This window comes from Marmoricola sp. Leaf446 (genome assembly GCF_001424755.1).
GTDB lineage: Bacteria > Actinomycetota > Actinomycetes > Propionibacteriales > Nocardioidaceae > Marmoricola.
Genome location: NZ_LMRF01000005.1, coordinates 379,562 through 403,883, shown reverse-complemented (window position 1 = coordinate 403,883; position 24,322 = coordinate 379,562). Strand labels below are relative to the sequence as shown.

The 24,322-nt window shown below is 74.4% G+C and carries 21 protein-coding genes; 11 read left to right on the top strand and 10 right to left on the bottom strand.

Going from position 1 to position 24,322, the window contains the following annotated elements:
- Window positions 1–30 precede the first annotated feature (30 nt).
- The 7 genes from wecC to wecB form a co-directional block, all read right to left on the bottom strand.
- Window positions 31–1,287, bottom strand: coding sequence for a UDP-N-acetyl-D-mannosamine dehydrogenase (wecC, locus tag ASG49_RS14605; protein WP_056543071.1), 1,257 nt, complete (start codon window positions 1,285–1,287; stop codon window positions 31–33).
- Window positions 1,280–2,188 (bottom strand): WecB/TagA/CpsF family glycosyltransferase, encoded by a 909-nt coding sequence (locus ASG49_RS14600; RefSeq protein WP_082534178.1) that lies wholly within the window; start codon window positions 2,186–2,188, stop codon window positions 1,280–1,282. Before ASG49_RS14600 ends, wecC begins: the two co-directional genes overlap by 8 nt.
- A gap of 170 nt (window positions 2,189–2,358) precedes the next feature.
- Complete coding sequence (locus ASG49_RS14595) at window positions 2,359–3,504, bottom strand: hypothetical protein (RefSeq protein WP_056543068.1); 1,146 nt, start codon at window positions 3,502–3,504, stop codon at window positions 2,359–2,361.
- Window positions 3,501–4,556 (bottom strand): hypothetical protein, encoded by a 1,056-nt coding sequence (locus ASG49_RS14590; protein WP_056543066.1) that lies wholly within the window; start codon window positions 4,554–4,556, stop codon window positions 3,501–3,503. The genes ASG49_RS14595 and ASG49_RS14590 overlap by 4 nt, the downstream gene beginning before the upstream one ends.
- The gene (locus ASG49_RS14585; RefSeq protein WP_056543063.1) at window positions 4,553–5,797 is read right to left on the bottom strand and encodes an MFS transporter; all 1,245 of its coding nucleotides are present in this window, start codon (window positions 5,795–5,797) and stop codon (window positions 4,553–4,555) included. Before ASG49_RS14585 ends, ASG49_RS14590 begins: the two co-directional genes overlap by 4 nt.
- Before the next feature lie 3 nt (window positions 5,798–5,800).
- Complete coding sequence (locus tag ASG49_RS14580) at window positions 5,801–6,310, bottom strand: hypothetical protein (RefSeq protein WP_156384356.1); 510 nt, start codon at window positions 6,308–6,310, stop codon at window positions 5,801–5,803.
- 213 nt (window positions 6,311–6,523) lie between these two features.
- Window positions 6,524–7,648, bottom strand: coding sequence for a non-hydrolyzing UDP-N-acetylglucosamine 2-epimerase (gene wecB / locus ASG49_RS14575; protein ID WP_369814233.1), 1,125 nt, complete (start codon window positions 7,646–7,648; stop codon window positions 6,524–6,526).
- Window positions 7,649–7,790: 142 nt separating this feature from the next.
- On the opposite strand from wecB, the gene ASG49_RS14570 reads away from it, so the two are divergent.
- The 8 genes from ASG49_RS14570 (at window position 7,791) to ASG49_RS14535 (ending at window position 16,908) form a co-directional block, all read left to right on the top strand.
- Window positions 7,791–8,639 (top strand): alpha/beta hydrolase, encoded by an 849-nt coding sequence (locus tag ASG49_RS14570; protein ID WP_200936336.1) that lies wholly within the window; start codon window positions 7,791–7,793, stop codon window positions 8,637–8,639.
- Window positions 8,636–9,163 carry a holo-ACP synthase gene (locus tag ASG49_RS14565; protein ID WP_056543055.1) on the top strand — a complete coding sequence of 176 codons (528 nt, stop codon included), beginning with the start codon at window positions 8,636–8,638 and terminating at the stop codon, window positions 9,161–9,163. The genes ASG49_RS14570 and ASG49_RS14565 overlap by 4 nt, the downstream gene beginning before the upstream one ends.
- 35 nt (window positions 9,164–9,198) lie before the next feature.
- Window positions 9,199–9,459 (top strand): acyl carrier protein, encoded by a 261-nt coding sequence (locus tag ASG49_RS14560; protein ID WP_056543053.1) that lies wholly within the window; start codon window positions 9,199–9,201, stop codon window positions 9,457–9,459.
- A complete protein-coding gene (locus ASG49_RS14555; RefSeq protein WP_056543051.1) occupies window positions 9,456–10,637 on the top strand; it encodes an acyl-CoA dehydrogenase family protein in 1,182 nt (393 codons plus the stop codon). The genes ASG49_RS14560 and ASG49_RS14555 overlap by 4 nt, the downstream gene beginning before the upstream one ends.
- Window positions 10,634–11,557, top strand: coding sequence for an amino acid--[acyl-carrier-protein] ligase (locus ASG49_RS14550; protein ID WP_056543049.1), 924 nt, complete (start codon window positions 10,634–10,636; stop codon window positions 11,555–11,557). Before ASG49_RS14555 ends, ASG49_RS14550 begins: the two co-directional genes overlap by 4 nt.
- Window positions 11,554–12,540 carry a DUF1839 family protein gene (locus ASG49_RS14545; RefSeq protein ID WP_056543047.1) on the top strand — a complete coding sequence of 329 codons (987 nt, stop codon included), beginning with the start codon at window positions 11,554–11,556 and terminating at the stop codon, window positions 12,538–12,540. Before ASG49_RS14550 ends, ASG49_RS14545 begins: the two co-directional genes overlap by 4 nt.
- Window positions 12,537–15,023 (top strand): hypothetical protein, encoded by a 2,487-nt coding sequence (locus ASG49_RS14540; RefSeq protein WP_056543043.1) that lies wholly within the window; start codon window positions 12,537–12,539, stop codon window positions 15,021–15,023. Before ASG49_RS14545 ends, ASG49_RS14540 begins: the two co-directional genes overlap by 4 nt.
- A gap of 151 nt (window positions 15,024–15,174) precedes the next feature.
- The gene (locus ASG49_RS14535; RefSeq protein ID WP_056543042.1) at window positions 15,175–16,908 is read left to right on the top strand and encodes a serine aminopeptidase domain-containing protein; all 1,734 of its coding nucleotides are present in this window, start codon (window positions 15,175–15,177) and stop codon (window positions 16,906–16,908) included.
- Here the strand turns inward: ASG49_RS14535 and ASG49_RS14530 are convergent.
- Window positions 16,890–17,501 carry a flavin reductase family protein gene (locus ASG49_RS14530; protein WP_082534151.1) on the bottom strand — a complete coding sequence of 204 codons (612 nt, stop codon included), beginning with the start codon at window positions 17,499–17,501 and terminating at the stop codon, window positions 16,890–16,892. The genes ASG49_RS14535 and ASG49_RS14530 overlap by 19 nt on opposite strands.
- Before the next feature lie 52 nt (window positions 17,502–17,553).
- Between ASG49_RS14530 and ASG49_RS14525 the strand changes: the two genes are divergently transcribed.
- Window positions 17,554–18,747 carry a peptidoglycan bridge formation glycyltransferase FemA/FemB family protein gene (locus ASG49_RS14525; protein ID WP_056543040.1) on the top strand — a complete coding sequence of 398 codons (1,194 nt, stop codon included), beginning with the start codon at window positions 17,554–17,556 and terminating at the stop codon, window positions 18,745–18,747.
- Entirely contained in the window at window positions 18,747–19,868 is a 1,122-nt protein-coding gene (locus tag ASG49_RS14520; protein ID WP_056543038.1) for an alanine racemase, read from the top strand. The genes ASG49_RS14525 and ASG49_RS14520 overlap by 1 nt, the downstream gene beginning before the upstream one ends.
- Here ASG49_RS14520 and ASG49_RS14515 read toward each other — a convergent pair.
- Together ASG49_RS14515 and ASG49_RS14510 are read right to left on the bottom strand one after the other, a co-directional pair.
- Window positions 19,829–21,253 (bottom strand): glycosyltransferase family 87 protein, encoded by a 1,425-nt coding sequence (locus ASG49_RS14515; RefSeq protein WP_235562101.1) that lies wholly within the window; start codon window positions 21,251–21,253, stop codon window positions 19,829–19,831. The genes ASG49_RS14520 and ASG49_RS14515 overlap by 40 nt on opposite strands.
- A 22-nt stretch (window positions 21,254–21,275) precedes the next feature.
- Window positions 21,276–23,504 carry a transglycosylase domain-containing protein gene (locus ASG49_RS14510; RefSeq protein ID WP_056543036.1) on the bottom strand — a complete coding sequence of 743 codons (2,229 nt, stop codon included), beginning with the start codon at window positions 23,502–23,504 and terminating at the stop codon, window positions 21,276–21,278.
- Between the two features lie 208 nt (window positions 23,505–23,712).
- On the opposite strand from ASG49_RS14510, the gene ASG49_RS14505 reads away from it, so the two are divergent.
- Window positions 23,713–24,297, top strand: a complete 585-nt coding sequence (locus ASG49_RS14505; protein WP_056543034.1) for a PadR family transcriptional regulator — start codon at window positions 23,713–23,715, stop codon at window positions 24,295–24,297.
- The last annotated feature ends 25 nt before the right edge of the window (window positions 24,298–24,322 follow it).

The following is a 24,322-nucleotide window of genomic DNA, read 5'->3' as shown; positions in this document are numbered from 1 at the left end:
TGCGGTCCTCCTGGCGCTGCTCAGCACCGCTCAGCGCCAGATGCCGCGGGTGTCGTAGACCACCTTGCCCGCCAGTCGGGACCGGGAGAGACCCCGGAACAGGTCGTGGTCGACCAGGAGCACCACGATGTCGGCCTTCTCGACCGCATCGGCGACCGGGTGGAGCGAGACGTTGGGCAGCGAGCCGAGCTCGTCGGGCAGCCGGTCGACGAACGGCTCGGCGACGCGGATCTCCAACCCCGGCAGAGCGCGCGCGATGTCGCTCACGATGTCGACGGCCGGGCTCTCGCGCAGGTCGTCGATGTTGGCCTTGTAGCTCAGCCCCAGGCAGGCCACCGACGGGTCGCGGAAGCGTGCGGTCTTCGCGATGACCTGCTCCGCCACGTGGTGCGGCTTGTGGTCGTTGATCTCGCGGGCGGTGCGGATCAGGCGCGACAGCTCCGGCGCCGCACCGACGATGAACCAGGGGTCGACGGCGATGCAGTGGCCGCCGACGCCCGGGCCCGGGGTCAGGACGTTGACCCGGGGGTGGTGGTTGGCGAGTCGGATGACCTCCCACACGTCGAGGTTCAGCTCCTCGCTGATCAGGGACAGCTCGTTGGCCAGGGCGATGTTGACGTCGCGGTAGGCGTTCTCCACCAGCTTGGCCATCTCGGCGCTCGCGGCGTCCGTCAGCAGGATCTTGCCCTGGCAGAACACCCGGTAGAGCGCGGCCGCCTTCTCCGCACATCGCCGTGTGATGCCCCCGACCACGCGGTCGTTGGTGACCATCTCGATCATGATCCGGCCGGGCAGCACCCGCTCGGGGCAGTGGGCCACGTGGAAGTCCGGCACCCCCTCGGACATGTGGGGGGCCACGAGGTCGGGCCGCAGCTCGCCCAGCCACCGGCTGACCTGCTCCGACGCGCCGGGCGGCGAGGTCGACTCCAGGATCACGACCTCGCCGCCCCGCAACCGGGGGGCGATCCGCTCGGCTGCGGACCGGACGAAGGAGAGGTCCGCCTCGTGACCCTCGGTGAAGGGCGTCGGCACCGCGATCACGTAGGCCTCGGCCTCCGGCACCTCGGTCGTGGCGGACAGCCTGCCCATGCTGACGGCGCCGCTGACGGCGACCGCGAGGTCCGGCTCGACGAAGGGGACCTCGCCCCGGGCGACGGCGGCGACGGTGGCCTCGTTGACGTCGACCCCGACGACCTGCACCCCGCGGGTGGCCAGCACGACCGCGGTCGGCAGACCGATGTAGCCCAGGCCCAGGATCGCGACCGTGCCGTCGAAGACCTCATCCATGCCCGGTCGACCTCGCGTGACCGGTGACTGCTCCCACGGGAAGGTCGCTCGGGCGGCGCTGGCTGGGCAGACGCACCGTCGGGGCGGCCGTGACCACGGTGACGGGGGGCGCCAGCGGACGCACCGGCAGCTGGGGCGCGACCGGGTGGGAGACCGCTGCCTGGGAGCCCACCTCGTGGCGGGACGGCGAGGCCGGGAGCACGAACAGCGGCAGTGGTCGGTAGCGCTCCCGCAGCGTCATCCACACGAACGTGGTGTTGGTGACCAGGTAGCGCCGCCACAGCCGCCCAGGCTCCTGGACCAACCGGTAGGCCCATTCCATGCCTGCTCGCTGCCACGCCTCGGGCGCCCGACGCACCACCCCGGCCATGACGTCGAAGGAGCCTCCCACGCCGTGCATCACGGGCACGCCGAGCTGGTCGCCGTACCGGCCGAGGAAGTTCTCCTTCTTCGGCGAGGACATGGCCAGGAACAGCAGGTCGGCCCGACTGGCTCGGATCTGCTCGGCCACCTCGCCCGACTGCTCCTCGTCGAAGTAGCCGTTGCGGCTGCCCGCCACCACCAGGCCCGGCCACCGCTGCGCGACCACCCGGAGCACCGCGTCGAGCACCTCCTGGGTCGCCCCCAGAAGGTAGACCCGGTGGCCGCGACGGTCGGCCTCCGCGAGCAGGGACTCGAAGATGTCGATGCCGGCCACGCGCTCGGGCAGCGGGTGCCCGACCAGGCGGCTGGCCCACACGACCGACTGGCCGTCGGCCAGGAGCAGGTCGCACTCCAGGAGCGAGGTCCGCAGCACCTCGTCGCGGTGGAGGTTGACGACCTTGGCGGCGTTGAGGACACCCAGCATCAGGCGCTCGCGCGTCTCGACGCTGCGGGCGGCGCGCTCGAGCACCTCGGCCATCGTGAACGGTGCGACCTCGAGACCGAACAGGCGCGAGGCCGGTCGGGCAGGCTGGTCGACCCGGGGTGGTCGTGACGTCGGCTCGTGCGGAACGGCGGTGCCGGCACGACCCTGGCGTGGGACGTGCGGAGCGGGGGCGACGGAGGGTCGGGGCCGGGTGTCGAGCGGGTTCATCGGATCTCCTCGGGAAGCCAGGCGTAGAGCAGCCAGCCCAGCTCGTAGGGACGGCATTCGTGGTCGATGCGGACAGGGGGGAGGGCCGCGTCCAGTCCGGGCACCCGAAGCCCGGGTCGGACGGCGGTCGTGAGGGCCCCGAGAGCCCGAGCGGCCTTGGGCGGCTCGCGCCGCCCGACCTTGCGCCAGACGAGGCCCCAGCGCGGCGAGACCAGCTCGTCGAGGACCTCGGGATGGGTGTGCAGCCAGGACAGGCCTGACACCACGGAGTCGGTGTGGTCGGTGCCACCGGCCTCGCGGAGGTCGTGGAGCACCATCGGCGCCATCGCGTGCTGGTGGACGCTGTAGACGGGGAAGCGCTCGACGACCCCGCCGTCGCGCGAGTCGTAGTGCCACCACCACTGGCCCGCGGGCCCCTGGAGGTGGCAGAGCCGGGCGGCGGTGGTCTCGGCGGCGCGCAACCAGTCGCCGTGGCCGTACGCCGCCGAGCCGCGCGCCAGTGCCTGCAGCGGGTAAACCTGGTCGGCGAACGACCCCACGTGGGACCGCCACCGCGACTGCCCGGAGGCCGGGAGCACGTGGGGATAGAGGCCCTCCGCCCCCCGCTCGGCGAGGAGGACGCGGCTGCCGCGCTCCGCGACCTCCTCGGACACGTGGTCGCCGAGCCCGCGGGTGTGCAGTGCCGTGGCTGCCGTCAGCATCCAGGCGACGTCGACCGCGGGGAGGGGCCGGTCCTCGCGTGCCCAGCCGCGCAGCCGGGCGACGAGCACGGCTGCCTCCTCGCCCAGGACCTCGGCAGCAGCCCACACGGTCAGCGCCACTGCGCCCGGGTCGGGGTCCTGCCCGGCGCGTTCCACGGCCCGGCGCACGAGGTCCGCCGCCGTCCGACCACGGAGCACCCGTCGCTGGTCCTCCTCGGCCAGACGGGCCAGCCCGAGGGCGGCCATTGCGGCGTACCGCAGGTTGCGGCCCTCCGGCCTGGCGACCACGCCCGCGGCCCCCGTGGTGACGCGCACCGTCTGCGCGACGTCCAGGGTGTCGTCCGGCACGGCGCGGGCCAGGCCGCGCGGCGCCAGCTCGAGCAGCTGCTCGACGAGGTCGCGCTCCGGCCCGGCGAGGTCGAGACGCGCAGCCCCCGTCACGAGGACCTCCCGGTGGTCCCGGTGGTCCCGGTGACGACGCTGGGTGACCAGGCGTCGCGCAGGTAGAGGCGCGGCTCGGACCCCGGCCGCGTCCCCAGCGACCACACGTCGGTCTCCCCGGGAGCTCCGGTCCGGGCCAACCCGTAGAGCAGGGTCTCGTCGTCGAGCCACTCGGCCTGGTCGTCGACGCTGGAGGGACCGACGTCCAGACGGGTCGTGCGGCCCGAGTCGAGGTCGAGCACCCCGAGGGTCCAGTCGGTCCCGGCCCCGGGGTCACGGTCGATCTTGTAGGCCACGCGGCTGCCGTCCGGCGACAGCGACGGACACTCGGCGCCCGGCTGGACGGAGGTGAGGGTCCGCTCCTCCAGGTCGCCCCGGACGAGGTAGGGGACGCCTCCCGTCGCCACCGTGGCGTAGAACGTGCGGTCGTCGTCGGCGAAGGTGACGCCCCAGACGTTGCGGTCGCGCGGCGCCACGCGACGGCCGTCGACCACGAGCCCGAAGTCCTCGAGGTTGCCGAGGCTCCCCCCGCCGACGCGGCGCACCACGGTGGCCGTGGAGAAGCCGACCTGCATGTAGGCGTGACCGGCCACGAAGACCGTGCTCGACGCCAGCCGTCCGTCGGGCGAGAGCCGGGTGCGGCTCGGGGTCCCGGTCAGGGGCGCCCGTCGGCGCTGGGCGAGGTCGGCCGCGAGCTCGAGCCAGGCGTACTTCGTCACCACGCCCCGCTCGGTGCGCAGGCAGCTCACGACTCTCGCGGTCGCGTCCACCCGGTCGCAGGCCACGTCGCTGACGGCGCGCGGCGCACGGGGGTCCTCCAGCGGCACCGAGGCCACGAGTCCGAACGACGCCCCGATCTCGGTGTTGCGGAACACCAGACGCGGCTCGCCGGCGTAGCGGTCGGCGGCCACCTGCGGCGAGCGGGGCGGCGCTGCGAGCTCGTCGCGACGCTCGGCCAGCGCCTGCGCGGCGTAGGCCCCTGCACCGGCGACGCACACCAGCGACACCGCGACGAAGGCGACGACGCGGCTGCGCAGCCCGGCGCGGCTCACGCCGGCTCCGCGACCCGGTCGAGCCGGCCCGCACGCGGCACGACGACGGCCAGCACGACGGCCAGGGCGACCGCCACCACGACCAGGGCTGCCTGCGGACCCACGGCGAACCACAGCGCCCCGAACCCGGTCGCGGCCGCCAGGCGGCCCACCGCCACCACGGTCTGCGCGGCGGCGATCCCGGAGGTGCGCACGCCGGGGGGCACCAGCCGCCCGGCGACCGCGGCCGTCACCCCGTCGGTGGCCGCGTAGAAGGCGCCGAGCGCCACGAGGCACGCCACGGTGACCGCCGCCCCGCCGACCGGCAGCGCGGCCACGACGTAGACCGCCAGCAGGGCGAGGTGGCCCAGCACGAGCATCCGGGCCCGGCCGATGCGGTCGGCGACACGTCCGAGCGGCAGCGCGAGCACCAGGTAGGCGGCGTTGGTGCCGACGTAGAGCAGCGGGAACCAGTACGCCGCGAAGTCGCTGCGCTCGAGGAGCGCGAGGTAGACGAAGCCGTCGCCCACCGTGAGCAGTGCGAGGACCCCGACCAGGAGGAGCATGCGCCGCAGCCGCGGGTCGGCGACGTCGCGCCAGCGCACCCGGGGCCGCACCTGCTCACCTGCGGGGCGGCTCGGGCGACCGGGGACCAGCAGCGCCAGCAGCGCCAGGCCCACGAGCGCGAACGCGAGGGAGACGACCATGACGGTGCGGTAGCCGTCGGGGATGGCCCACAGCACCGCGAACGCGAGCAGCGGCCCGATGACGGCGCCGACGGTGTCGAGGGTGCGGTGCACCCCGAAGGCCCGGCCGAGGTCCTCGGTCGGGGTCGCGGCCGCGATCATGGCGTCGCGCGGGGCGGTGCGGATGCCCTTGCCGACGCGGTCGGCCGTGACGACCGCCGTCATCGAGGCCAAGCCGGCTGCCCCGATCATGAGCACGCGCGCCGCACAGGACAGGCCGTACCCGGCGAACGCCACCCACTTGGGGTGCTCGCTCCGGTCGGCGGCCAGCCCGGAACCGATCCGCACCACGGCGCTCACGCCCTGGTAGAGGCCCTCCACGAAGCCGTAGGCCACCATCGACAGGCCCAGCGCCCCGGTCAGGTAGAGCGGCAGGATGGCCGACACCGACTCCGACGAGACATCGGTGAGCAGGCTGACCAGGCCGAGCAGCACCACCACGCGGGCGACCCGCGGGCGGCCGGGGCGGGACCCGGCCCGCTCGGCCGCGGGGCGGTCCTGGAGCGAGAGGTACACCCGTCAGCCCCGTCCGGACGTGCTGCCGGTCCGCAGCGCGGCGAAGACGGTGAGCTCCGTCGCGCTGCCGCGGCGGGCGGTGGTGACGACGACGACGTCACGGCCGCGGGCGAAGCGCTCGGCCGTCGCGCCGGGCACCGCGTCCGCGGGCGACCCGGCCAGGCCGTGGCGACCCAGGGCGCGCCGGTAGTGCGCCAGCACGGCCGGGCCGGGGTCGGGCGTGATCGCCACGAGCGTCAGCTGGGTGGTGCGGCCCGCCCCGGTGCGGCTGCGCGACAGCACCCGGGCCCCCGGGGGGAGGGCCGGGAGCCGGTCCAGGGCCTCGGGCGAGCTCGTGCGCGCCAGCCCGGGGAGCCGGTCGCCTCGCCGGCTCCCGGCCGCCTCGGCCACCTCGGTGACGGGCGCGCCCTCGCCCCGGTCCTCGACCGCCGAGAGGGCACGAGCCGCGCTCCCGCCGAGGGCGACCACCTGAGCGACCGCCACGACACCTGGACGCACGGGTTGCAGCGCCACGACGACACCCCCCACGGACGACACGAGCGGCTCACCGACCGGTGAGCGTGCGTCACTGTAGGTAGAGTTGGCGAAGGGCGCTCGCGTCGAACTGAGCCGGTCTATGCCGCAGCGCGGACCTGGCGCCGGGAACCGACAATTAGGACGCTGACCTGGGCGGATACGCCCGAGAGACGGCGGAGAAGTCCCGACTGTCTGACTTGGTCATGTGTCTCACGGCGTGAAATCGTCCAGGCGCTCGCCGAGGTCGAAGAACGCCTCGATCGCGGCCCTGGTCCGCTCGGCGGCCCGGCCGTCGCCGTACGGGTTGACGACCCGGCTCATCTCGTCGTACGCCGAGGCGTCGGTCAGCAACCGCGAGGTCTCCTCGACGATCAGGTCCTCGTCGGTCCCGACCAGCTTGACGGTGCCCGCGGTGACCGCCTCGGGACGTTCGGTCGTGTCGCGGAGCACCAGCACCGGCTTGCCGAGCGACGGCGCCTCCTCCTGCACCCCACCGCTGTCGGTGAGCATGAGCGAGCTGGCGTCCATCGCCCGGGCGAAGTCGCTGTAGGACAGCGGCTCGGTCACGGTGACGTTGGCCAGGCCGCGCAGCGGCGGCAGCAGCACCTCGCGCACCCGCGGGTTGAGGTGCGCGGGCAGCACGAACCGGACGCCGGGGAAGTCGTGTGCCAGTCGCGCGATGGCCCGGGCGGTGCGGGCCATCGGCTCGCCCCACGACTCGCGCCGGTGGCTGGTCACCAGGACGGCCGGACCACCGTCGAGCACCTGCAGCGCGGGGTTCTCGAGCGGGAGCCGGCGGGCGACCACGTCGAGCAGGGCGTCGATGACGGTGTTGCCGGTGACGACCACGTCCTGCTCCGGCACGCCGTCGCGCAGCAGGTTGTCCCGGGAGACCGGGGTCGGCGCGAGGTGCAGCGACGCCAGCTGCGAGGTCAGTCGCCGGTTGACCTCCTCGGGAAAGGGGTTGTACCGGTCGTCGGTGCGCAGGCCCGCCTCGAGGTGGACCACCGGGACCTGCTCGTAGAACGCCGCCAGCGCCGCCACCATCGTCGTCGTCGTGTCGCCCTGCACCACGACCGCGTCCGGCCGGTCCTCACGCAGCACACGGGTCATCCCGTCCAGGACCCTCTGGGTGACCTGGTGCAGCTCCTGCCGAGGCCGGATCACGTCGAGGTCGTGGGCCGGGACGATCTCGAACAGTCCGTTGACCTGGTCGAGCATCTCCCGGTGCTGGCCGGTGACCGCCACGACCGGCTCGAGGTGCTCGGACCGGTCCAGGCTCACCACCACCGGCGCCATCTTGATGGCCTCGGGACGTGTGCCGTAGACCGCCATGATGCGAGGCATCGCGTCCTCCTGCTCGGTGGTCCGGGGGGCGTGGCCGCTGCCCGGATGTCGGCGTGCGCCGAAGGTATCGTGCCCACGCGGTGGCTGGTGCTGCCGGAAGTCCCGGATCCCACATCGCTCGGAGACCGTCGTGCCCCAGCAGCATCCCTCTCGACGTGCCGTCCTGGGCATGGCGGTGGGCGGGCTGCTCGCCGGCTGCGGCGGCACCGCGCGCACGGCCGGGCCCGCAGCCGCTCCCGGCGACGTCGACCGGCTGGACTACGGCGCCGACGCGTCGCAGGTCGTGGACGTGCGCCGGCCCGAGGGGCGGCAGGTCCTGGGGACCGTGGTGCTGCTGCACGGCGGCTACTGGCTCCCGCAGTACGGCCTGGACCAGCTCGACCCGCTCGCCGAGCGGCTGACCTCGCTGGGGTGGGTGACCGCCAACGTGGAGTACCGCCGCACCGGCGCCGGCGGCGGCGTCCCCGCCACCCTCGAGGACGTCGCAGCCGCCCTCGACCTCGTCACCACCGAGCGGCTGCCCGGCCCGGTGGTCACCCTCGGCCACTCCGCCGGCGGCCACCTGGCCGTGTGGGCCGCCTCCCGCACCGCTCTCACCCCGGGCGGCTCCCCGCGCGGCGAGCTGGCCGGGGCGGTGTCGCTCTCGGGCGTGCTCGACCTCGACCTGGCCTCGGGCCGCTCGGGCTCCTCGGGTCCCGTGCGCGCCTTCACCGGCGGCACGCCCCGCTCCGCGTCCGGGGCGTACGCCGCTGCGGACCCGGCTGCCCTGGTGCCGGCCTCCTGCCCGGTGTGGGCGGTGCAGGCCGAGGACGATCAGGTGGTCCCCCGCGAGCAGGCCACGTCGTACGTCGCGGCGGCGCGCGAGGCCGGCGGCACCGCCGAGGTCGTGCTCGTGCCGGGCGACCACTTCTCGGTCATCGACCCCGAGGCCCCGTCGACGGCGGCGGTCGAGCGGCTGCTGCGGCGGGCCGCACGATGACCCCGCCGTCGGGCGGGTCCGGGCCCGCCGACCCCGAGGCACTGGCCCGCGACTACGCCGAGGTGGGCGCCGCGGCCGCCGCCGGCACCCGGGCCGGGTCCGGCCGGTGCCCGACCTGCGGGGAGCCGACCCTGCGGGTCGGCACCGACGTCCAGGCGGTGGCGCCGGTCCTCGAGGCCGTGCGCCGCCACGGGACGCGCTACCTCGAGCGGGTCTTCACCCCGGACGAGGTCGCGGACAGCCTCGGCACCGACGACGGCTGGTCCGCGGTCTCCGCCGCCAGCCTGGCCGGCCGGTACGCCGTGAAGGAGGCCGTGGTCAAGGCGCTCCGCCCGGTCCATACCGGTGTCCCGTGGCCGATGGTGGAAGTCGTGCGGCAGCCCGGCGGCTGGTGCACACTGAGGCTGCACGGCGACGCTGCGCGTCGTGCCGGCCGGGCCGGGCTCGACGCATGGTCGATCTCGTTCGCCCACGAGGCCGACACGGCGGTCGCGACGGTCGTCGTGCACCACGTGTGTCGGTGACGGCGCTGCTCGGGCGTGAACTTGGGGGTACAGACATGGACGAGACGATCCGCGCGGTCCTGCGGGACAACGCCCGGCTGCCGGGCGACGTCGACGCGTTGCGTCCCGACGACGACCTCTACCGCGCCGGCCTGACCAGCCACGCGAGCGTCAACGTGATGCTCGCCCTCGAGGACGCCTTCGACTTCGAGTTCCCCGACGCCCTGCTGAAGAAGTCGACCTTCGAGTCCATCGCCGCCATCCGATCCGCGCTGGAGTCGTTGGACGTCGACGACCCCAACCTGGCCGGTCGATGACCGACGTGGCGGACACCCTCGTCCTGACCGCGGACGAGGTCGTCGCCACGGCCGCGCGCATCGGCCGCGAGGTGCTGGCCGTGCACGCCGACGCGGTCGACGCCGGCTCCCGCTTCCCCGCCGAGGCCGTCGCGGCCCTGCGCGAGGTGGGGCTCCTCGGTGCCCTGGTCCCCGTCGAGCTCGGGGGCCTGGGCCAGTCGCTGGAGACGGTGGCCCGCGCGGTGACCGAGCTGGGCAAGCACTGCTCGTCGGCGGCGATGGTCTTCGCCATGCACCAGATCCAGGTCGCCTGCCTGGTCGACCACGGTCACACACCGGTCCTGCGGGCCTACACCGAGCGGGTGGCCCGCGAAGGGCTGCTGCTCGCCTCGGCGACCACCGAGGTCGGCACCGGCGGGGACGTGCGCTCGAGCAGCTGCGCGGTCGAGGTGACCGGCGACTCCTACCGGCTGCGCAAGCAGGCGCCGGTGATCTCCTACGGCGAGCACGCCGACGGCGTCCTGGCCACCTCGCGACGCACCCCCGACAGCCCCCCGAGCGACCAGGTGCTCGTGGTGTGCCGCACGGAGCAGACCACGCTGGAGCCCACCTCGGAGTGGGACGTCCTGGGCTTCCGCGGCACCTGCAGCCTCGGCTTCGTGCTCACCTCCACCGGCAGCGTCGAGGAGATCCTCCCCGTCCCCTACGGCGACATCTCCAGCCAGACGATGCTCCCGGTCTCTCACGTGCTGTGGTCCTCGCTGTGGTTCGGCATGGCCTCGGCGGCGGAGCAGCGCGCGCGCAAGTTCGTCCAGGGCGCCGCACGTCGCACGCCCGGCACCCTGCCCCCCAGCGCGGCGCGCCTGGCCGAGCTGGCGGCCGTGCACCAGCAGTTCCGCGACCTCGTCGAGGGCGGCCGGCGTCGCTACGCCGCCGCGCGCCAGGACCCGGGCAGCGCGACGTCGGTGGGGTACGCCATCGCCATGAACACCCTCAAGGTCTCGGCGTCCACCCTGGTGGTCGACGTGGTCCAGCGCAGCCTGCTGATCTGCGGCATGGCGGGCTACGCCACCAAGAGCCCGTTCAGCCTCGGTCGGCTGCTGCGCGACTCCTACGGCGCCCAGCTCATGGTCAACAACGACCGCATCCACGCCAACAACTCCCAGCTGCTGCTGATGCACCGCAGCGAGGGGACGTGAGCGCCGGCGGCAGCCTGGTCGGTGCCGCCCTCAAGGGCGCACTGCTGGCCGACGGGATCCTCGTCGAGTCCGGCGTCCCGGGCCTCTACCAGCGCTCCGAGGTCTTCGAGTCGGTCGTCCGCGGCGTCGAGTCCGCCGCCCGGTCCGCCGCCCGCTACGTCGGCGGCTTCGAGCCGCTGCGCTTCCTCCCCCCGATCATGCCGCGCGAGACGTTCGTCAAGACCGGCTACCTCCGCTCGTTCCCGGACCTCATCGGCTCGGTGGAGACCTTCGAGGGGGGCGACGCCGAGCACGCCGCGCTGCTGCGCACGGCCGACGCCGGGGGTGACTGGACCCAGGCCCTGTCGCCGTCCGAGGTCACGCTGTGCTCGGCCGCCTGCCACTCCCTCTACCCCCACCTCGCCGGCACGCTGGGCGCGGGCGGCCGCTACCTCGAGCTCCAGGGCTTCTGCTTCCGTCACGAGCCGAGCCCCGACCCCGTGCGGATGCAGAGCTTCCGGATGCACGAGCTCGTCCACGTCGGTACGCCGTCCAGCGCCGTCGCCCACCGCGACGCCTGGCTCGAGCGCGGGCTGCGGACGCTCCGCGACCTCGGTCTGCCGGTGGAGCCGGTCGTCGCCAACGACCCGTTCTTCGGACGGGCCGGTCGGATGCTCGCGGCCAACCAGCGCGCGACGGAGCTGAAGTACGAGATCGTCTGCGCCGTCACCTCGACCGAGAAGCCGACCGCGATCGCGTCCGCGAACTACCACGAGGACCACTTCGGCTCCCCGTTCGGGATCCTGGCCGAGGACGGCTCGCCCGCCCACTCCGCCTGCTTCGGGTTCGGGCTCGAGCGGGTCGCGCTCGCGCTCTTCGCCGTGCACGGTCTCCACCCCGGTGGCTGGCCGGCCGAGGTGCGCGATCGGCTCCGCCCATGAAGCTGGAGCTGCTGCCGCTGAGCGCTGCGACGTACGACCCGCACCCGCTGCACCGCCCCGACCGTGTCTGGGAGCAGACCAACTGCTCGATGGACGCCTGGATCGAGGTGCTGCACTCGCTGGGCCTGGAGCCCACCGCCGCGGCCGCGTTCGCGGTGTCGACCGACTTCGAGGGCGACCAGTGGACCTTCTACAAGTTCCCCCCCGAGGACCTCTGGACCACCTACGGCATCGACGTCCACGAGATGGCCCCCTGGCGCAACCCGCTCGACCACGTCGTCGAGCAGCTGCGTCGCGGCCGGCTGATGACGGTCGAGGTCGACTCCTTCCACCTCCCCGACACCCAGGGGGTCTCCTACCGCCTCACCCACGTGAAGTCGACGATCGTCGTCAACTCCGTGGACACCGGCTCCCGCCGGCTGGGCTACTTCCACAACTCCGGCTACCACGAGCTCGAGGGTGACGACTTCGACGGCGTGTTCCGGCTCGGTCAGCACGCCGACCCCGCGGCGCTCGTGCCCTACACCGAGCTGGTCCGTCTCGAGCACCTGCGCCGCGACCCCGCGCCCGCCCTGGCCGTGCACGCCGCGGCGCTCCTGGACAAGCACCTCGCGCTGCGCCCGCAGGACAACCCGGTCGAGCGGCTCGCCGCGCGCGTGACCGAGGACCTCTCCTGGCTCCAGGGGGAGGACCCGCAGCGCTTCCACGACTACGCCTTCGTCACCGTCCGGCAGTGCGGAGCGGCCGCCGAGACCGCCGCCGCCTTCTGCGCCTGGCTGGCCGAGCGTGACCCGCGGCGCGCCGGCCCGCTGCGGGAGTCGGCCCGGCACTGGACCCTCCTGGCGGAGGCGGCCCGCGCCGCACAGCTCCGGCTCGCGCGGCTGGCGCGGGGGCGGGGCGCGTCGCTCGAGGACACCTGGGCCGGCATGGCCGGCCACTGGGCGGCGGCCCAGAAGGCGCTCGACGCGCTGTCGTCGTCGTGAGCGGGGCCCGCGACCTGCTCCGCGACGCCGCCTGGACGTGCGCCCCGTGCCGCGCCGACCGGCGCGGCGACGTGGCCGACCTGCGGCCCGACCGGGCCTGGGTGCCCGCCACCGTGCCCGGCACCGCGGCCGGGGCCCTGACGGACCACGGCGACGACGTCGCCCTGCTGCGGGACTACGACCGGGACGAGTGGTGGTTCCGGTGCCGCTTCGCGGCACCGGCCGACGCGGGGGAGCACGTCCTGCACCTCGGCGGCCTCGCCACGCTGGCCGACGTGTGGCTCAACGGCCAGCACCTGTTGCGCAGCGAGAACATGTTCGTGGCCCACGACGTCGTCGTGCCGGACCTCGAGGCCGACAACGAGCTGCTGCTGCGCTTCTCGCCCCTGGGCGACGCCCTGGCCGCGCGCCGGCCGCGACCGCGCTGGCGCACGGTGCGCGTGGCCGAGCAGGACCTCCGCTGGGTGCGCACCACCCTGCTCGGCCGGACCACCGGACGGCCCGCGACCACCGCGCCGGTCGGGCCCTGGCGGCCCGTCTCGCTCCTCCCCCGGACCCGCATGGGCTGGCGGCGCCGCCACCTCCGGGCAGACCTGACGGAGGACGGCCGGGGTGTCCTCGACCTCGACCTCGTGCTCGAGGGGGTCGCACCGGGCACGCAGGTCGAGGTCTCGGTCGGCGCGATCAGCCGCACCGTCACCGTCCGGCAGCACGACGGGGCCTCCCGCCTGCAGGCGGAGGTCACCGTCCCCGACGTCGAGCCCTGGTGGCCCCACACCCACGGCGACCAGCCCCTCCACGACGTGCACGTCGTCCTGGGCGGCACGCGCCACCGCGTGGCCCGGGTGGGCTTCCGCCGGGTGGAGGTGGACCGCACCGACGGGGCGTTCGCCCTGCGGGTCAACGGGGTGCCGGTCTTCGCCCGGGGCACCAGCTGGATGCCGCCCGACCCCGACCGGCTCGTCCTGGACCCCGCCCGACTGCGCCGCACCCTCGAGCTGCTCCGGGACGGCAACCACAACCTCGTCCGCGTCCCGGGCAACACCGTCTACGAGTCGCCCGCCTTCCTCGACCTGCTCGACGAGCTGGGACTGATGCTGTGGCAGGACGCGATGGTCGCCTTCGTCGACCTGCCCGACGACCCCGACCTGCTCGACAGCGCCACCACCGAGCTGGGTCAGGTGCTCGCCGGGCTGCAGGGCCGACCCTGCGTCGCGGTCGTGTGCGGTGGCGCCGACACCGAGGAGCAGGGGGCCTACCAGGGCCTCCCGCTCGAGGAGTGCAGCACCGCGTTCTCCACCGTGACGCTCCCGCGACTGGTGGAGGAGCTGCTGCCGGGCGTGCCCTACCTCCGGTCCACGCCGGGTGACAGCCGGTTGCCGACCGCGGCCGACCAGGGCGTCTGCCACTACTTCGGGGTGGGCCCCTACCTGCACCGCACCTCCGACGTCCGTCGGGCCGGAGTGCGCTTCGCCGCCGAGTGCCTCCCCTTCGCCGTCCCGGCGGCCCCGCTGCGTCCCGGCGAGGCGGCCCGGTGGCAGCGCGGGCTCGGCCCCGCACCGGACCCGCGCCACGCCGTCCACCGGGACAGCGCGCAGGTCCTGTGGGACGTCGAGGACACCCGGGACCACTACACCGCCGAGCTGTTCGGTGTCGACGTGCTCCGGCTGCGCCAGGAGCAGCCCGAGCGCGCCGAGCTGCTGTTCGCCGCCACCGCCGTCGAGCTCTTCGAGGCGACGCTCGGCGAGTGGCGGCGCCCCGGTTCGGGCTGCGCCGGCGCCCTGACCTTCTACGGCCACGACCTGCGGCCGGGTCCCGGCACCGGCCTGCTGGACGTGGCGGGCCGGCCCAAGGCCACCTGGCACGCCGTACGCCGCACGATGGCGCCCGTCGCCGTGCTCCTGACCGACGAGGGGTTCAGCGGGCTGTCCGCCCACGTGGTCAACGACACCGCGCGTGCCGTCTCCGGCGAGGTGCGCGTGGAGCTCTACGCCCGCGGGGAGACGCTGGTGGAGTCCGCCGGCCGCGACGTCGAGGTGCCGGCACGCGGGGGTCTCGGCCTGGCCGTCGCGGACCTGTTGGCGTCGTTCCGGGACCTCACCTGGGTCCACCGCTTCGGCGAGCCCGCCGCGGACGTCGTCGCGGTCACGCTCCTCGACCACCGGGGCCGGCCGATGTCGCAGGCGGTCCACCTGCCCGGAGGCCCGCGCCGTCCCGTCGAGCCCGACCTCGGGCTCGCGGGCTCCCTCGAGCAGGACGGCGAGACCTGGCGGATGCACGTGCGGACCGACCGCTTCGCGCAACGGGTCAGCCTCCACGTCCCCGGCTGGACCCCCAGCGACGACTGGTTCCACCTGCTTCCCGGAGCCGGTCGCACGCTCACCCTGCGCTCGGCCTCCGGGGGGCCCGTACGTCCCCCCCACGGGCGGGTGCTGGCGCTGAACAGCGCCCGGTCCCCGGTGCTGCACCGTGACCCCGGATAGTCCAGCCGGGGTCGCCGGTCGCTCCCTACACTGCAGTGGTCCCACGAGCACGGGGCCGGACGGCACCGTCGTCCGGGACGGAGGGGATGGGGGCGCAGTGAGGCCGCAGCCACGGTGGTTCGGACCGGATCACCGACCGCTGTTCGGGTGGGTGCACCTGCCCCCGGGCCGGACCGCCCGCGGCGCGGTCGTGCTGTGCCCGTCGATGGGCCAGGAGGCGGCGTACGCCCACTACACCCTGCGGCACGTCGCCCACCGGCTCGCGGGCCTGGGCTTCGTGGTGGTGCGGTTCGACTACGACGGGCTCGGCGACTCGGTGGGCCACGTGGACGAACCGGGGCGGCTCCGGGCCTGGCTCGACAGCGTCCACGAGGCCGTGGCGCTGGCCCGCTCCCACACCGACGCCCCGCTCTCGGTGCTGGGGATGCGGCTCGGCGCGCTGCTGGCCGTGGCCGCGGCGGCCGAGCGCGACGACGTGCACGGACTGGTGCTGTGGGACAGCCCCCGGTCGGGGTCGTCCTACATCCGCGAGCAGCGGGTGCGGCAGAACACCTCGGTCGGCGGCGCCGACCCCGAGCTGTCCACCTTCACCGCGGTCGGGCTGAGCCTGACTGCCGAGGCCCGCGCCGACCTGGCGGGGCTCGACCAGCGGTCCCTGGCCACCCTGCCCGCCGAGGTGGTCCTGGCGGCCGACCGACCCCAGGCCCGCGCGCTGTCCACCACGGCGCGCACCCGCTCCGGGGAGCCGTGCGCCCGCATCACGGCCGACGACCAGGACGAGTTCCTGCTCTACCAGACCCTGCCCCAGGCGACCGAGGACGCGGTCGTCGACTGGTTCGACCGCACCTACCTCGAGACCTCCTCCCTGGACCCCGACGGCGCCGGACCGGCCCGCACCACCCTGAGGATCCCGGGCGGCTCCGAACGGGTCGTGCGCATCGGGGACGCCGACCTGTTCGGCATCGTGACCGAGCCGGACGTGCCGACCACCACGACCGCGACCGTCTTCGTCCCGGACGCGTTCACCCCGCACGTCGGGCAGTCGCGCATCTGGACCGACACCGCCCGCGACTGGTGCCGGTCGGGGAGACCGTCGCTGCGCTTCGACCTCAGCGGCTGCGGCGACAGCGACGCGAGACCCGGTGTCGAGGGCCACCGCTACAAGATCCTGGAGCACCTCGACGAGGTCAGCGACGCGGTCCGCTCGGTGCGGCCCGACGACCCAACCGACACCTTCCTCGTGGGTCTGTGCTCAGGGGCCTACCACGCCCTGGAGAGCGGGCTCGAGCTCTCGGTGCGCGGGGTCGCCCTGATCAATCCTGTCCTGGCGTTCCCCTCGGTCGAGGACCCGGTCTCGCCCCGGCGCCGCGCCATCCAGCGCACCCGGCCCTGGATCAGCCGGCCGCTGGGCCGGGTGGCGGGCCGGATCGCCTGGAAGCTGTCCCCGCGCTACCACCAGGACCCCACGTTCGTGTGGGAGCGGATGCTCGAGTCGTGCTTCTGGCAGCGCTCGGCCAACCACCAGCTCGCCTGGGTCCCGGAGTGGCTCTGGACCGTCGTCAACCGGATCCTGGTCGTGCAGCGTCCCGAGCAGCTGATGCGGCGGGTGCTCGCCGGGGGCACGTCCGTGCTGTGGGTCAGCGGCGAGGCCGACTGGCGCCTCTCGACGCTGGGATCCCAGCGGGCGCTGGCTCGGGTCGCCCGGAAGCAGGACCTCACCCTGCTGCCCATGGACGACCTCGACCACGCCATGATGCGACCGGGCGCGCGCGACCGGGTCGTCGAGGCGGTGACGGCGTTCATCCGTCGCCGCACCGCCCCGCCGCCGCCCCGTGGGAGCAGCTCGTCCGGCAGCGTGGCGGAGGCTCAGCGCAGCCAGCGGTAGGCGCCGCGGTGGTAGACCAGCGGTCGCTCCGACGCGGCGCTGTGGGTCGCCGAGAGCACCCGGCCCACCACGATCGAGTGGTCACCGCCCGGGTGGACGACCTCGGTCCGGCACTCCAGGTAGGCGCAGGAGCCGTCGACGAGCGCCACTCCCGTGACGGCACCGCGGTGGTGGGCGAGCGCCTCGAACTCGCCGCCCCGCGGTCGTCCCGGTCGCGAGAACCGCGTCGAGACCTCGACCGCGTCGCCGTCGAGGATGCTCAACCCCCACGTCGTGGACTCCGTGACGGCCCGGTGGAAGCGGGCCGTCCTGGCCACGCACACCAGGACGAGCGGGGGGTCCAGCGAGACCGAGGTGACCGAGTTGACCGTCATCGCGACGTCCTCGCCGTCGGCCACGGCGGTGACCACGCACACGCCCGTGACCAGGCACCCCATCACGTCGCGCAGCTGGCGCGGGGTGACCGTGTCCTCGCCCGGGACGGTCACGACCCCGGTCTCCTGGGACGGTCCGAGCTCGACCGAGGCGAAGCGCAGGGCGATCGTCGCGGCGTCGACGTAGCCGGCGCCGTCGCTCGCGTCGGTGTCGTCCATCGCGCGCAGCCTACTGCCGGGGGCGGCTGCTCGGTGCGGCTAGGCTCGCGCGGTGGATCATCGAACGCTCACCGTGCGCACGACCGGCGCCGAGGAGCACCGCGCCTTCGTGGCCGACCTGGCCGGCAACGGGGGGGCGGCGAGCTTCCTGCAGACCCCGGCCTGGGCCCGGGTCAAGCCCGACTGGAAGGCCGAGTCGATCGCCTGGCAGGACCCCGAGGGCCGGGTGGTGGGCGTGGCGCTGGTGCTCTACCGCCAGCTGCCCAAGGTCCGCCGCTACCTCGCCTACCTGCCCGAGGGGCCGGTGCTGCCGTGGGACGAGGCCGCGGAGCCGGGCGGGCTGGAGCGCTGGCTGGCCCCGCTGACCGCGCACGTGCGGGCGGCCGGGGCGTTCGGCGTCCGGATCGGCCCGCCCGTGGTGACCCGTCGGTGGAGCGCCGCCGCGGTCAAGGAGGGCATCGCCGACGACGCCGTCACCTCGCTGACCGACCTGTCCCCCACCGCCGAGCACGCCGCGGGGCTCTCGGTGGCGCGGCAGCTCGAGCAGCTCGGCTGGCGCCGGCAGGGCGCGGACGGCGGGTTCGCCGCCGGCCAGCCGCAGTACAACTTCCAGGTCCCCCTCGCCGACGACGCGGGCGCGGCCCTGCCCGAGGACGAGGTGCTGCGGCGGATGAACCAGCTCTGGCGCCGCAACATCAAGAAGGCCGCCAAGCTCGGGGTCGAGGTCAGCTCGGTGGCCGGATCGGCCACACCGTCCGCCGAGGTCGACGAGGCGCTGGCCGCGTTCCACGCGCTCTACCTCCACACCGCCGAGCGCGACCACTTCACGCCGCGCCCGCTGTCCTACTTCCGCACCATGGTCGCGGCGCTGGGCGCCGAGGACCCCGACCGGATCCGGCTCTACCTCGCCCACCACGAGGGCGACCTCGTGGCGGCGACGATCTGGATCCGGGTCGGCAGCCACGCCTGGTACTCCTACGGCGCCTCCTCGACCGACAAGCGCGAGGTCCGCGGCTCCAACGCCGTGCAGTGGCAGATGGTCCGCGACGCGCTGGCCGCCGGGGCGCGGGTCTACGACCTGCGCGGCATCACCGACACGCTCCGCTCCGACGACGACCACGTCGGGCTCATCCAGTTCAAGGTCGGCACCGGCGGCGAGGCCGTCGAGCACGTCGGCGAGTGGGACCTCCCGCTCAGCAAGCCGCTGTACGCCGCCTTCGACCTCTACATGCGCCGGAGGGGCTGATGTCGCTCACCCTGCACGTCGACGGCGACCGGTGGCGCACCCACCTGCGCGACACCCTCGCGCGCCACCCGGGCCTGGTGCCGGTGACCAAGGGCAACGGCTACGGCCTGGGCCTGCACCGGCTGGCCCGCCGCGCCCAGTGGCTGGGGGTCGACACGGTCGCGGCCGGCACCTACCCCGAGCTCGCCGAGCTCCACCAGCGCTTCGACGGCTCGCTGCTCGTGCTGCAGCCGTGGCGACCCGGTCACGGCGAGCACCAGGACCCCGCGGCGCTGGGCGTCGACCCCGCGCGGGTGGTCCACACCGTCGGTCGGCTCGAGGACCTCGACGCGCTCGCCGACCAGGGTCGCGCCGCGGACCGGCCCGTGCGGGTCGTGCTCGAGCGGCTCACCTCGATGCTGCGGCACGGGTTCTCGGGCGACGACCTCGCGGAGGCCGTACGCCGCGCCCGGCGCGGCGGCGTCCGCGTGGAGGGCGTCGCGCTGCACCTGCCGCTGCCCTCGGCCCGCGCCACCATCTCGGCCCGGTCGAGCCGGTCCACCCACGCGGGCGAGGTCGAGCGGCTGCTCGCCGAGCCGGCCGTGGCCGACCTCGCCTCCGGCGGCGGCCCGGCGCGCCAGGTCTGGGTGTCCCACCTGACCGAGACCGAGCTCGAGGTGCTGGCCCTGAAGTTCCCCGACCTGGTGCTGCGCCCGCGGGTGGGCACCGGGCTGTGGCTGGGCGACCGCGGCGCCCTGCAGGTCACCGCGGAGGTGCTCGACGCCCACCCCGTCGAGCGCGGCGACACCTACGGCTACCGCGGCCGTTCGGCGCCGCGACGCGGCACGCTGCTCGTGGTCTCCGGCGGCACCTCGCACGGCATCGGCCTGGAGGCCCCCACCGGCGAGGCCACGCTGAAGGCGCGCGCCGCCTCGCTGGCGCGGGGCGGTCTCGACGCGGCGGGCTTCGTGCGCTCGCCGTACAGCGTGGGCGGCAAGCAGCGGCTGTTCGCCGAGCCACCGCACATGCAGGTCTCCATGCTGTTCATCCCCCACGGCGCCCCGGTGCCGGCGGTGGGCGAGGAGATCGAGGTGCGGGTCCGCTACACCGCGACGTCGTTCGACGCCGTCGAGATCTCCTGACGTCCACCCACCGGTGCGCCGGGCACGTGCACCGGGTCGGTGCGCACCGGGTCGTGGGCGGGACGGAGCACGTCGCGCACCACGACGGCGACGAGGTAGAGCTGGGCGGCCAGCCGGAGCCAGATCGCGACGTCGTACAGCGGTGAGGCGGTCTCGGAGGCGTCCTCGAGGTAGCCGCCGAGGTAGGCCCACACCATGACGAAGTAGAGGACCTCGCCCGCCTGCCACACCAGCTGGTCGCGCCAGCGCGGCCGCGCGAGCACGGCCAGCGGCAGCAGCCACAGCACGTACTGCGGCGAGTAGACCTTGTTGACCAGGAGGAAGCCCGCGACGACGAGGAACCCGAGCTGCGCCAGCCTCGGGGTCTCCGGCGCCCGCAGCCCGAGCACGGCGACCCCGACGCACACCGCGCCGAAGACGACCCACGACCACAGGTTGACCTGCTCGACCGACGCGCTGAGGCCGGCGTGCGAGAGCGCCAGCCACACCGAGCCGAGGTCGGCACCCCGGTCGGCGTTGAAGGACCAGAACACCTGCCACCGCTCCGCGTCGGAGAGGTACGCCGGGGCGTTGGCCAGGCCCCACGCGACCGCTGCCGCCACCGCGGCCCGGGCGAACGCCCCCAGCTCGCGCCGTCGCAGGCAGATCACCAGCACCGGCCCCAGGAGGAACAGCGGGTAGAGCTTGGTGGCGGTCCCGAGCCCGATCAGGACGCCGGTGAGGACTGGATCGCCGCGCGACCACGCCCACAGCGCACCCGCGACCAGCACGACGGCCAGCAGGTCCCAGTTGACCAGCCCGGTCAGCAGCAGGCTGGGCGAGAGCACGAACAGCAGCGCGTCCCAGGGCCGCCGGGGGTGGGCCCGCGACAGCAGCCAGGTCGCGCCCAGCGCGCACGCCGCCAGCAGCAGCGCGGTCAGCAGGAAGTAGCTGTTGGTCTCCTGCGCCATCCCCGGCAGGCCCCACACCCCGTCGGGGGAGGCCGAGCGCCGCTCCACGATCGAGGGCCCGTCGCCGGCCACGACCTGGGTCGCCCGGGCCACGGCGTACGCCACGTAGGCGATGCCCACGGGGTACTCCATCGCCTGGTGACGACCGCCGTCGTCGGCGTACGGCCACCAGGCCTCGGCCAGGCCGCGACCGGTATAGAGGTAGGGCACGTCGGAGTAGCAGCCCTTGCCGTAGCGGGCCTGGTCCACGGACCAGCCGGTCTCCAGGCACGGCACGTGGTGGACGACCGACAGGCCCATCACCACCGCGGCGAGGGCGAGCAGCACCCGCACCGGGGTCCACCAGCGGTGCGGCAGCGCGTGCCGCCCGACCGGACCGCCGACGACGTCGCTGAGCCCCCGGGCCACGGGGTCGGTGCGGGTCGGGGCCACCACGCCCCGGCGGGGCTCGGTGCCGCTAGCCGGCACCGGGGCTCGCGCCGCCGGCACCCGGCTCGCGGCCGTTGCCGTTGCCCGGCTGCCCGAGGTCGGGGCCGGGGTCGACCGGCTCACCGGGGTCGGCCGGCTCGGCCGGCGGCGTCGGGGTCGGCGAGGGCGACGGTGTCCGCGAGGGGGACTCGCTCGGCGACTCGCTGGGCGACTCGCTGGGCGTCGGGTCCGGGGTGAAGGTGGGCGACGGCGGCGGGGTGTACGGCGCGTGGCCGTCCTCGGGCGCGTCGCCGTCGACGAACGCCGGCGCGGGGAAGTCCTCGACGTCGACGCCCTCCATCAGTCGGCCCATGATCGAGGACCAGGTCAGGGTGGGGTACTGCCCGCCGTAGAAGGTGGGCAGGAAGCCGTTGAGGGCCTCGTTGCCCTTGCCGCGGGCGTACATCACCGCGGTGGCGACCTGCGGGGTGTAGCCCACGAACCACGAGGACGACACGTCGCCGTCGGCGTTGGTCGCCGTGCCGGTCTTGCCCGCGGCCGGGCGGCCCACGCCCTGGGCGTTGGTGCCGCTGCCGGTGGCCACCACCTGCTGCATGGCGTAGCTGACGTCGCTGGCGATGTCCTCCGACAGCACCCGCTTGGTCTCGCGCGGGGCCTTGTAGAGCACCTCGCCGTCCTCGGCGCGGGTGACGCGCTTGACGGTGAACACGTCGTGGGCCACGCCGCCGTTGGCGATGGTCGCGTAGGCGTTGGCCATCGACACCGGGCTGACGGTCGCCGAGCCGAGCGCGATCGCGTTGTTGGGCTCCAGGCCCGGCGCGTCGTCGGGCACGCCGAGACGCACGGCCATCTGGCGGATCTTGCGGGGCCCCTCGGGGATGCTGTCGGTGAGGTCGGCGTACGCCGTGTTGACGGAGTTCTCGGTGGCCGTGACCAGGCTGATGGCGGAGCCGAAGTTGGTGCCGGTCCCCTCGCCCTGGTTGTCCACCGAGCCGCTGCCGTCCTCGAACTCGTAGGGCGAGTTGCCGTCGAAGGTGTCGCGCAGGCTGTAGCCCGCGTCGAGGCCCGCGGCCAGCGCGAACGGCTTGAAGGACGAGCCCGGCGAGGAGCCGATGGTGGCCCAGTCGAGCTGGCTGCGCAGGTAGTCCTGGCCGGCGTAGAAGCCGATCAGGGCGCCGGTCTGCACGTCGACCGACGCGCTGGCGACGTGGAGGCCCCGGAGGCCCTCGGGGCGGCGCTCGGCCACGCCCTCGGCGTTGGCGGCCATGCCCGCGCGGGTGAAGGTCGTCTCGACCCGCAGCCCACCGGTGTCGATCTCGGTCTCGTCGAAGCCGATGCGCTGCAGCTCGTCCTTGACCATGGAGAGCATGAACCCGCGCTGGCCGCCGAACTGGTTGCTGCCGCCCCGCTTGACGAACTTCGGGAGCTTGCCGGCGATGCGGTCGGCCTCGGAGGCCTCGAGCGCGCCGGCCTCGACCATGCCGTCGAGCACGTAGTCGTAGCGGGAGACCAGCCGCGCACGGGTCTCCTCGCCCCCGTCGGGCGAGAGCCCCGAGGGCGAGTTGAGCACGGCCGCCAGGGTCGCGGACTCCTGCGGGGTCAGCCCGGCCGCGTTCTTGCCGAAGAACGCGCGGGAGGCGGCCTGGACGCCGTACGCCCCGCGGCCGAAGTAGATGGTGTTGAGGTAGCCCTCGAGGATCGCCTCCTTGGAGCGCTCCTGCTGCACCTTCAGGGACAGGAACGCCTCCTTGACCTTGCGGCCCAGGGTGCGCTCCTGGCTGAGGTAGAGCAGCTTGACGTACTGCTGGGTGATCGTGGAGGCGCCCTGGGTGGCGTTGCCGCGCGCGTTGGAGAAGGCGGCGCGGAGGATGCCCTTGGGGTCGATGCCGCTGTTGGAGTAGAAGGTGCGGTCCTCGGCGGCGATCACGGCGTCCTGCATCGACTGCGCGATGTCGGCCAGCGGGACGGACTCGCGGTTCTGCTCCGCGAAGGTGCCGATGCGCTGCTTGCCGCCGCTGTAGGTGACGTAGGTCGACTGGGCCTCGAAGGCGCGGTTGGCGCTGGGGATCTCGGTGTTGCGGTAGGTGAAGTAGAAGACGCCGCCCCCGACCAGGGCCAGCACCAGGCCCACCACGAGGGTCCACCTGGCGACGGCCCGGAGGCGGCGCCGCACCGGGCGGGCGGCCGTGGCAGAACCCCGGCCGGAGCCGTTGCGGGCGCCGCCCGAGGACGGGCGGGGGGTGCGCTGCGGGCTCACTGCGTGCTCTACCTCCTGGGGTGGGCGTGCCTGGGGGAGGCCGGTTCCGGTCACGAAGAGTACGGGGTCGCGCTGTGCCGTGGCCGCCGAACCCGACGCGCCGGGCCGGGACACGGCGGTGCAGTCACGCACTGGATATATCGGTGCGATAGGTTGGTGCGATGTAACGCCGGGACGTCCGGTGCCCGCACGCCCGAGGAGGTGGACGATGAGCAGCAAGGCCGCCGCACTGGAGCTCGCCGTCCTCGGGCTGCTGCACGAGTCGCCGCTGCACGGCTACGAGCTGCGCAAGCGGCTCAACCTGCTCTTCGGCTGGACCCGGGTGCTGTCCTACGGCTCCCTGTACCCCGCGCTGAAGCGGATGCTGCGCGCCGGGCTCGTGATCGAGGACACCACCCCGGCCGGCGTGTCCCGCCGGCAGCGGATCGTCTACCGCATCACCCCCGCCGGCGAGGCGCGCTTCGCCGGGATGATCACCGACGTCGGCCCGTCGGCCTGGGAGGACGAGGACTTCGCGACGCGGTTCGCGTTCTTCTCCCGCACCGACACCGAGGTGCGGCTGCGGGTCCTCGAGGGTCGCCGCAGCCGGTTGCAGGAGCGGCTGGACCGCGTCCGCTCCGACCGTCAGCCCACCGGCCCGGTCGACCGCTACGTCAGCGAGCTGCAGCGGCACTCCATCGAGTCGGTCGAGCGCGAGCTGCGCTGGCTCACCGACCTCATCACCGCCGAGCACCAGCAGCAGTCCCCGCGCAGTCCCCAACCAGAGCACCGCACACCAGACCTCGACGCCTGAGTCGACGTTCGCAGAAGAAGGAGAA

Coding starts and splice junctions, on each gene's coding strand:
- wecB (WP_369814233.1), bottom strand. CDS start 7,648: ATGGCGGTCTACGGCACACGTCCCGAGGCCATCAAGATGGCGCCGGTG.
- ASG49_RS14560 (WP_056543053.1), top strand. CDS start 9,199: ATGGACGAGACGATCCGCGCGGTCCTGCGGGACAACGCCCGGCTGCCG.
- ASG49_RS14520 (WP_056543038.1), top strand. CDS start 18,747: ATGTCGCTCACCCTGCACGTCGACGGCGACCGGTGGCGCACCCACCTG.
- ASG49_RS14600 (WP_082534178.1), bottom strand. CDS start 2,188: ATGGCCGAGGTGCTCGAGCGCGCCGCCCGCAGCGTCGAGACGCGCGAG.
- ASG49_RS14505 (WP_056543034.1), top strand. CDS start 23,713: ATGAGCAGCAAGGCCGCCGCACTGGAGCTCGCCGTCCTCGGGCTGCTG.
- wecC (WP_056543071.1), bottom strand. CDS start 1,287: ATGGATGAGGTCTTCGACGGCACGGTCGCGATCCTGGGCCTGGGCTAC.
- ASG49_RS14565 (WP_056543055.1), top strand. CDS start 8,636: ATGACCCCGCCGTCGGGCGGGTCCGGGCCCGCCGACCCCGAGGCACTG.
- ASG49_RS14545 (WP_056543047.1), top strand. CDS start 11,554: ATGAAGCTGGAGCTGCTGCCGCTGAGCGCTGCGACGTACGACCCGCAC.
- ASG49_RS14555 (WP_056543051.1), top strand. CDS start 9,456: ATGACCGACGTGGCGGACACCCTCGTCCTGACCGCGGACGAGGTCGTC.
- ASG49_RS14530 (WP_082534151.1), bottom strand. CDS start 17,501: ATGGACGACACCGACGCGAGCGACGGCGCCGGCTACGTCGACGCCGCG.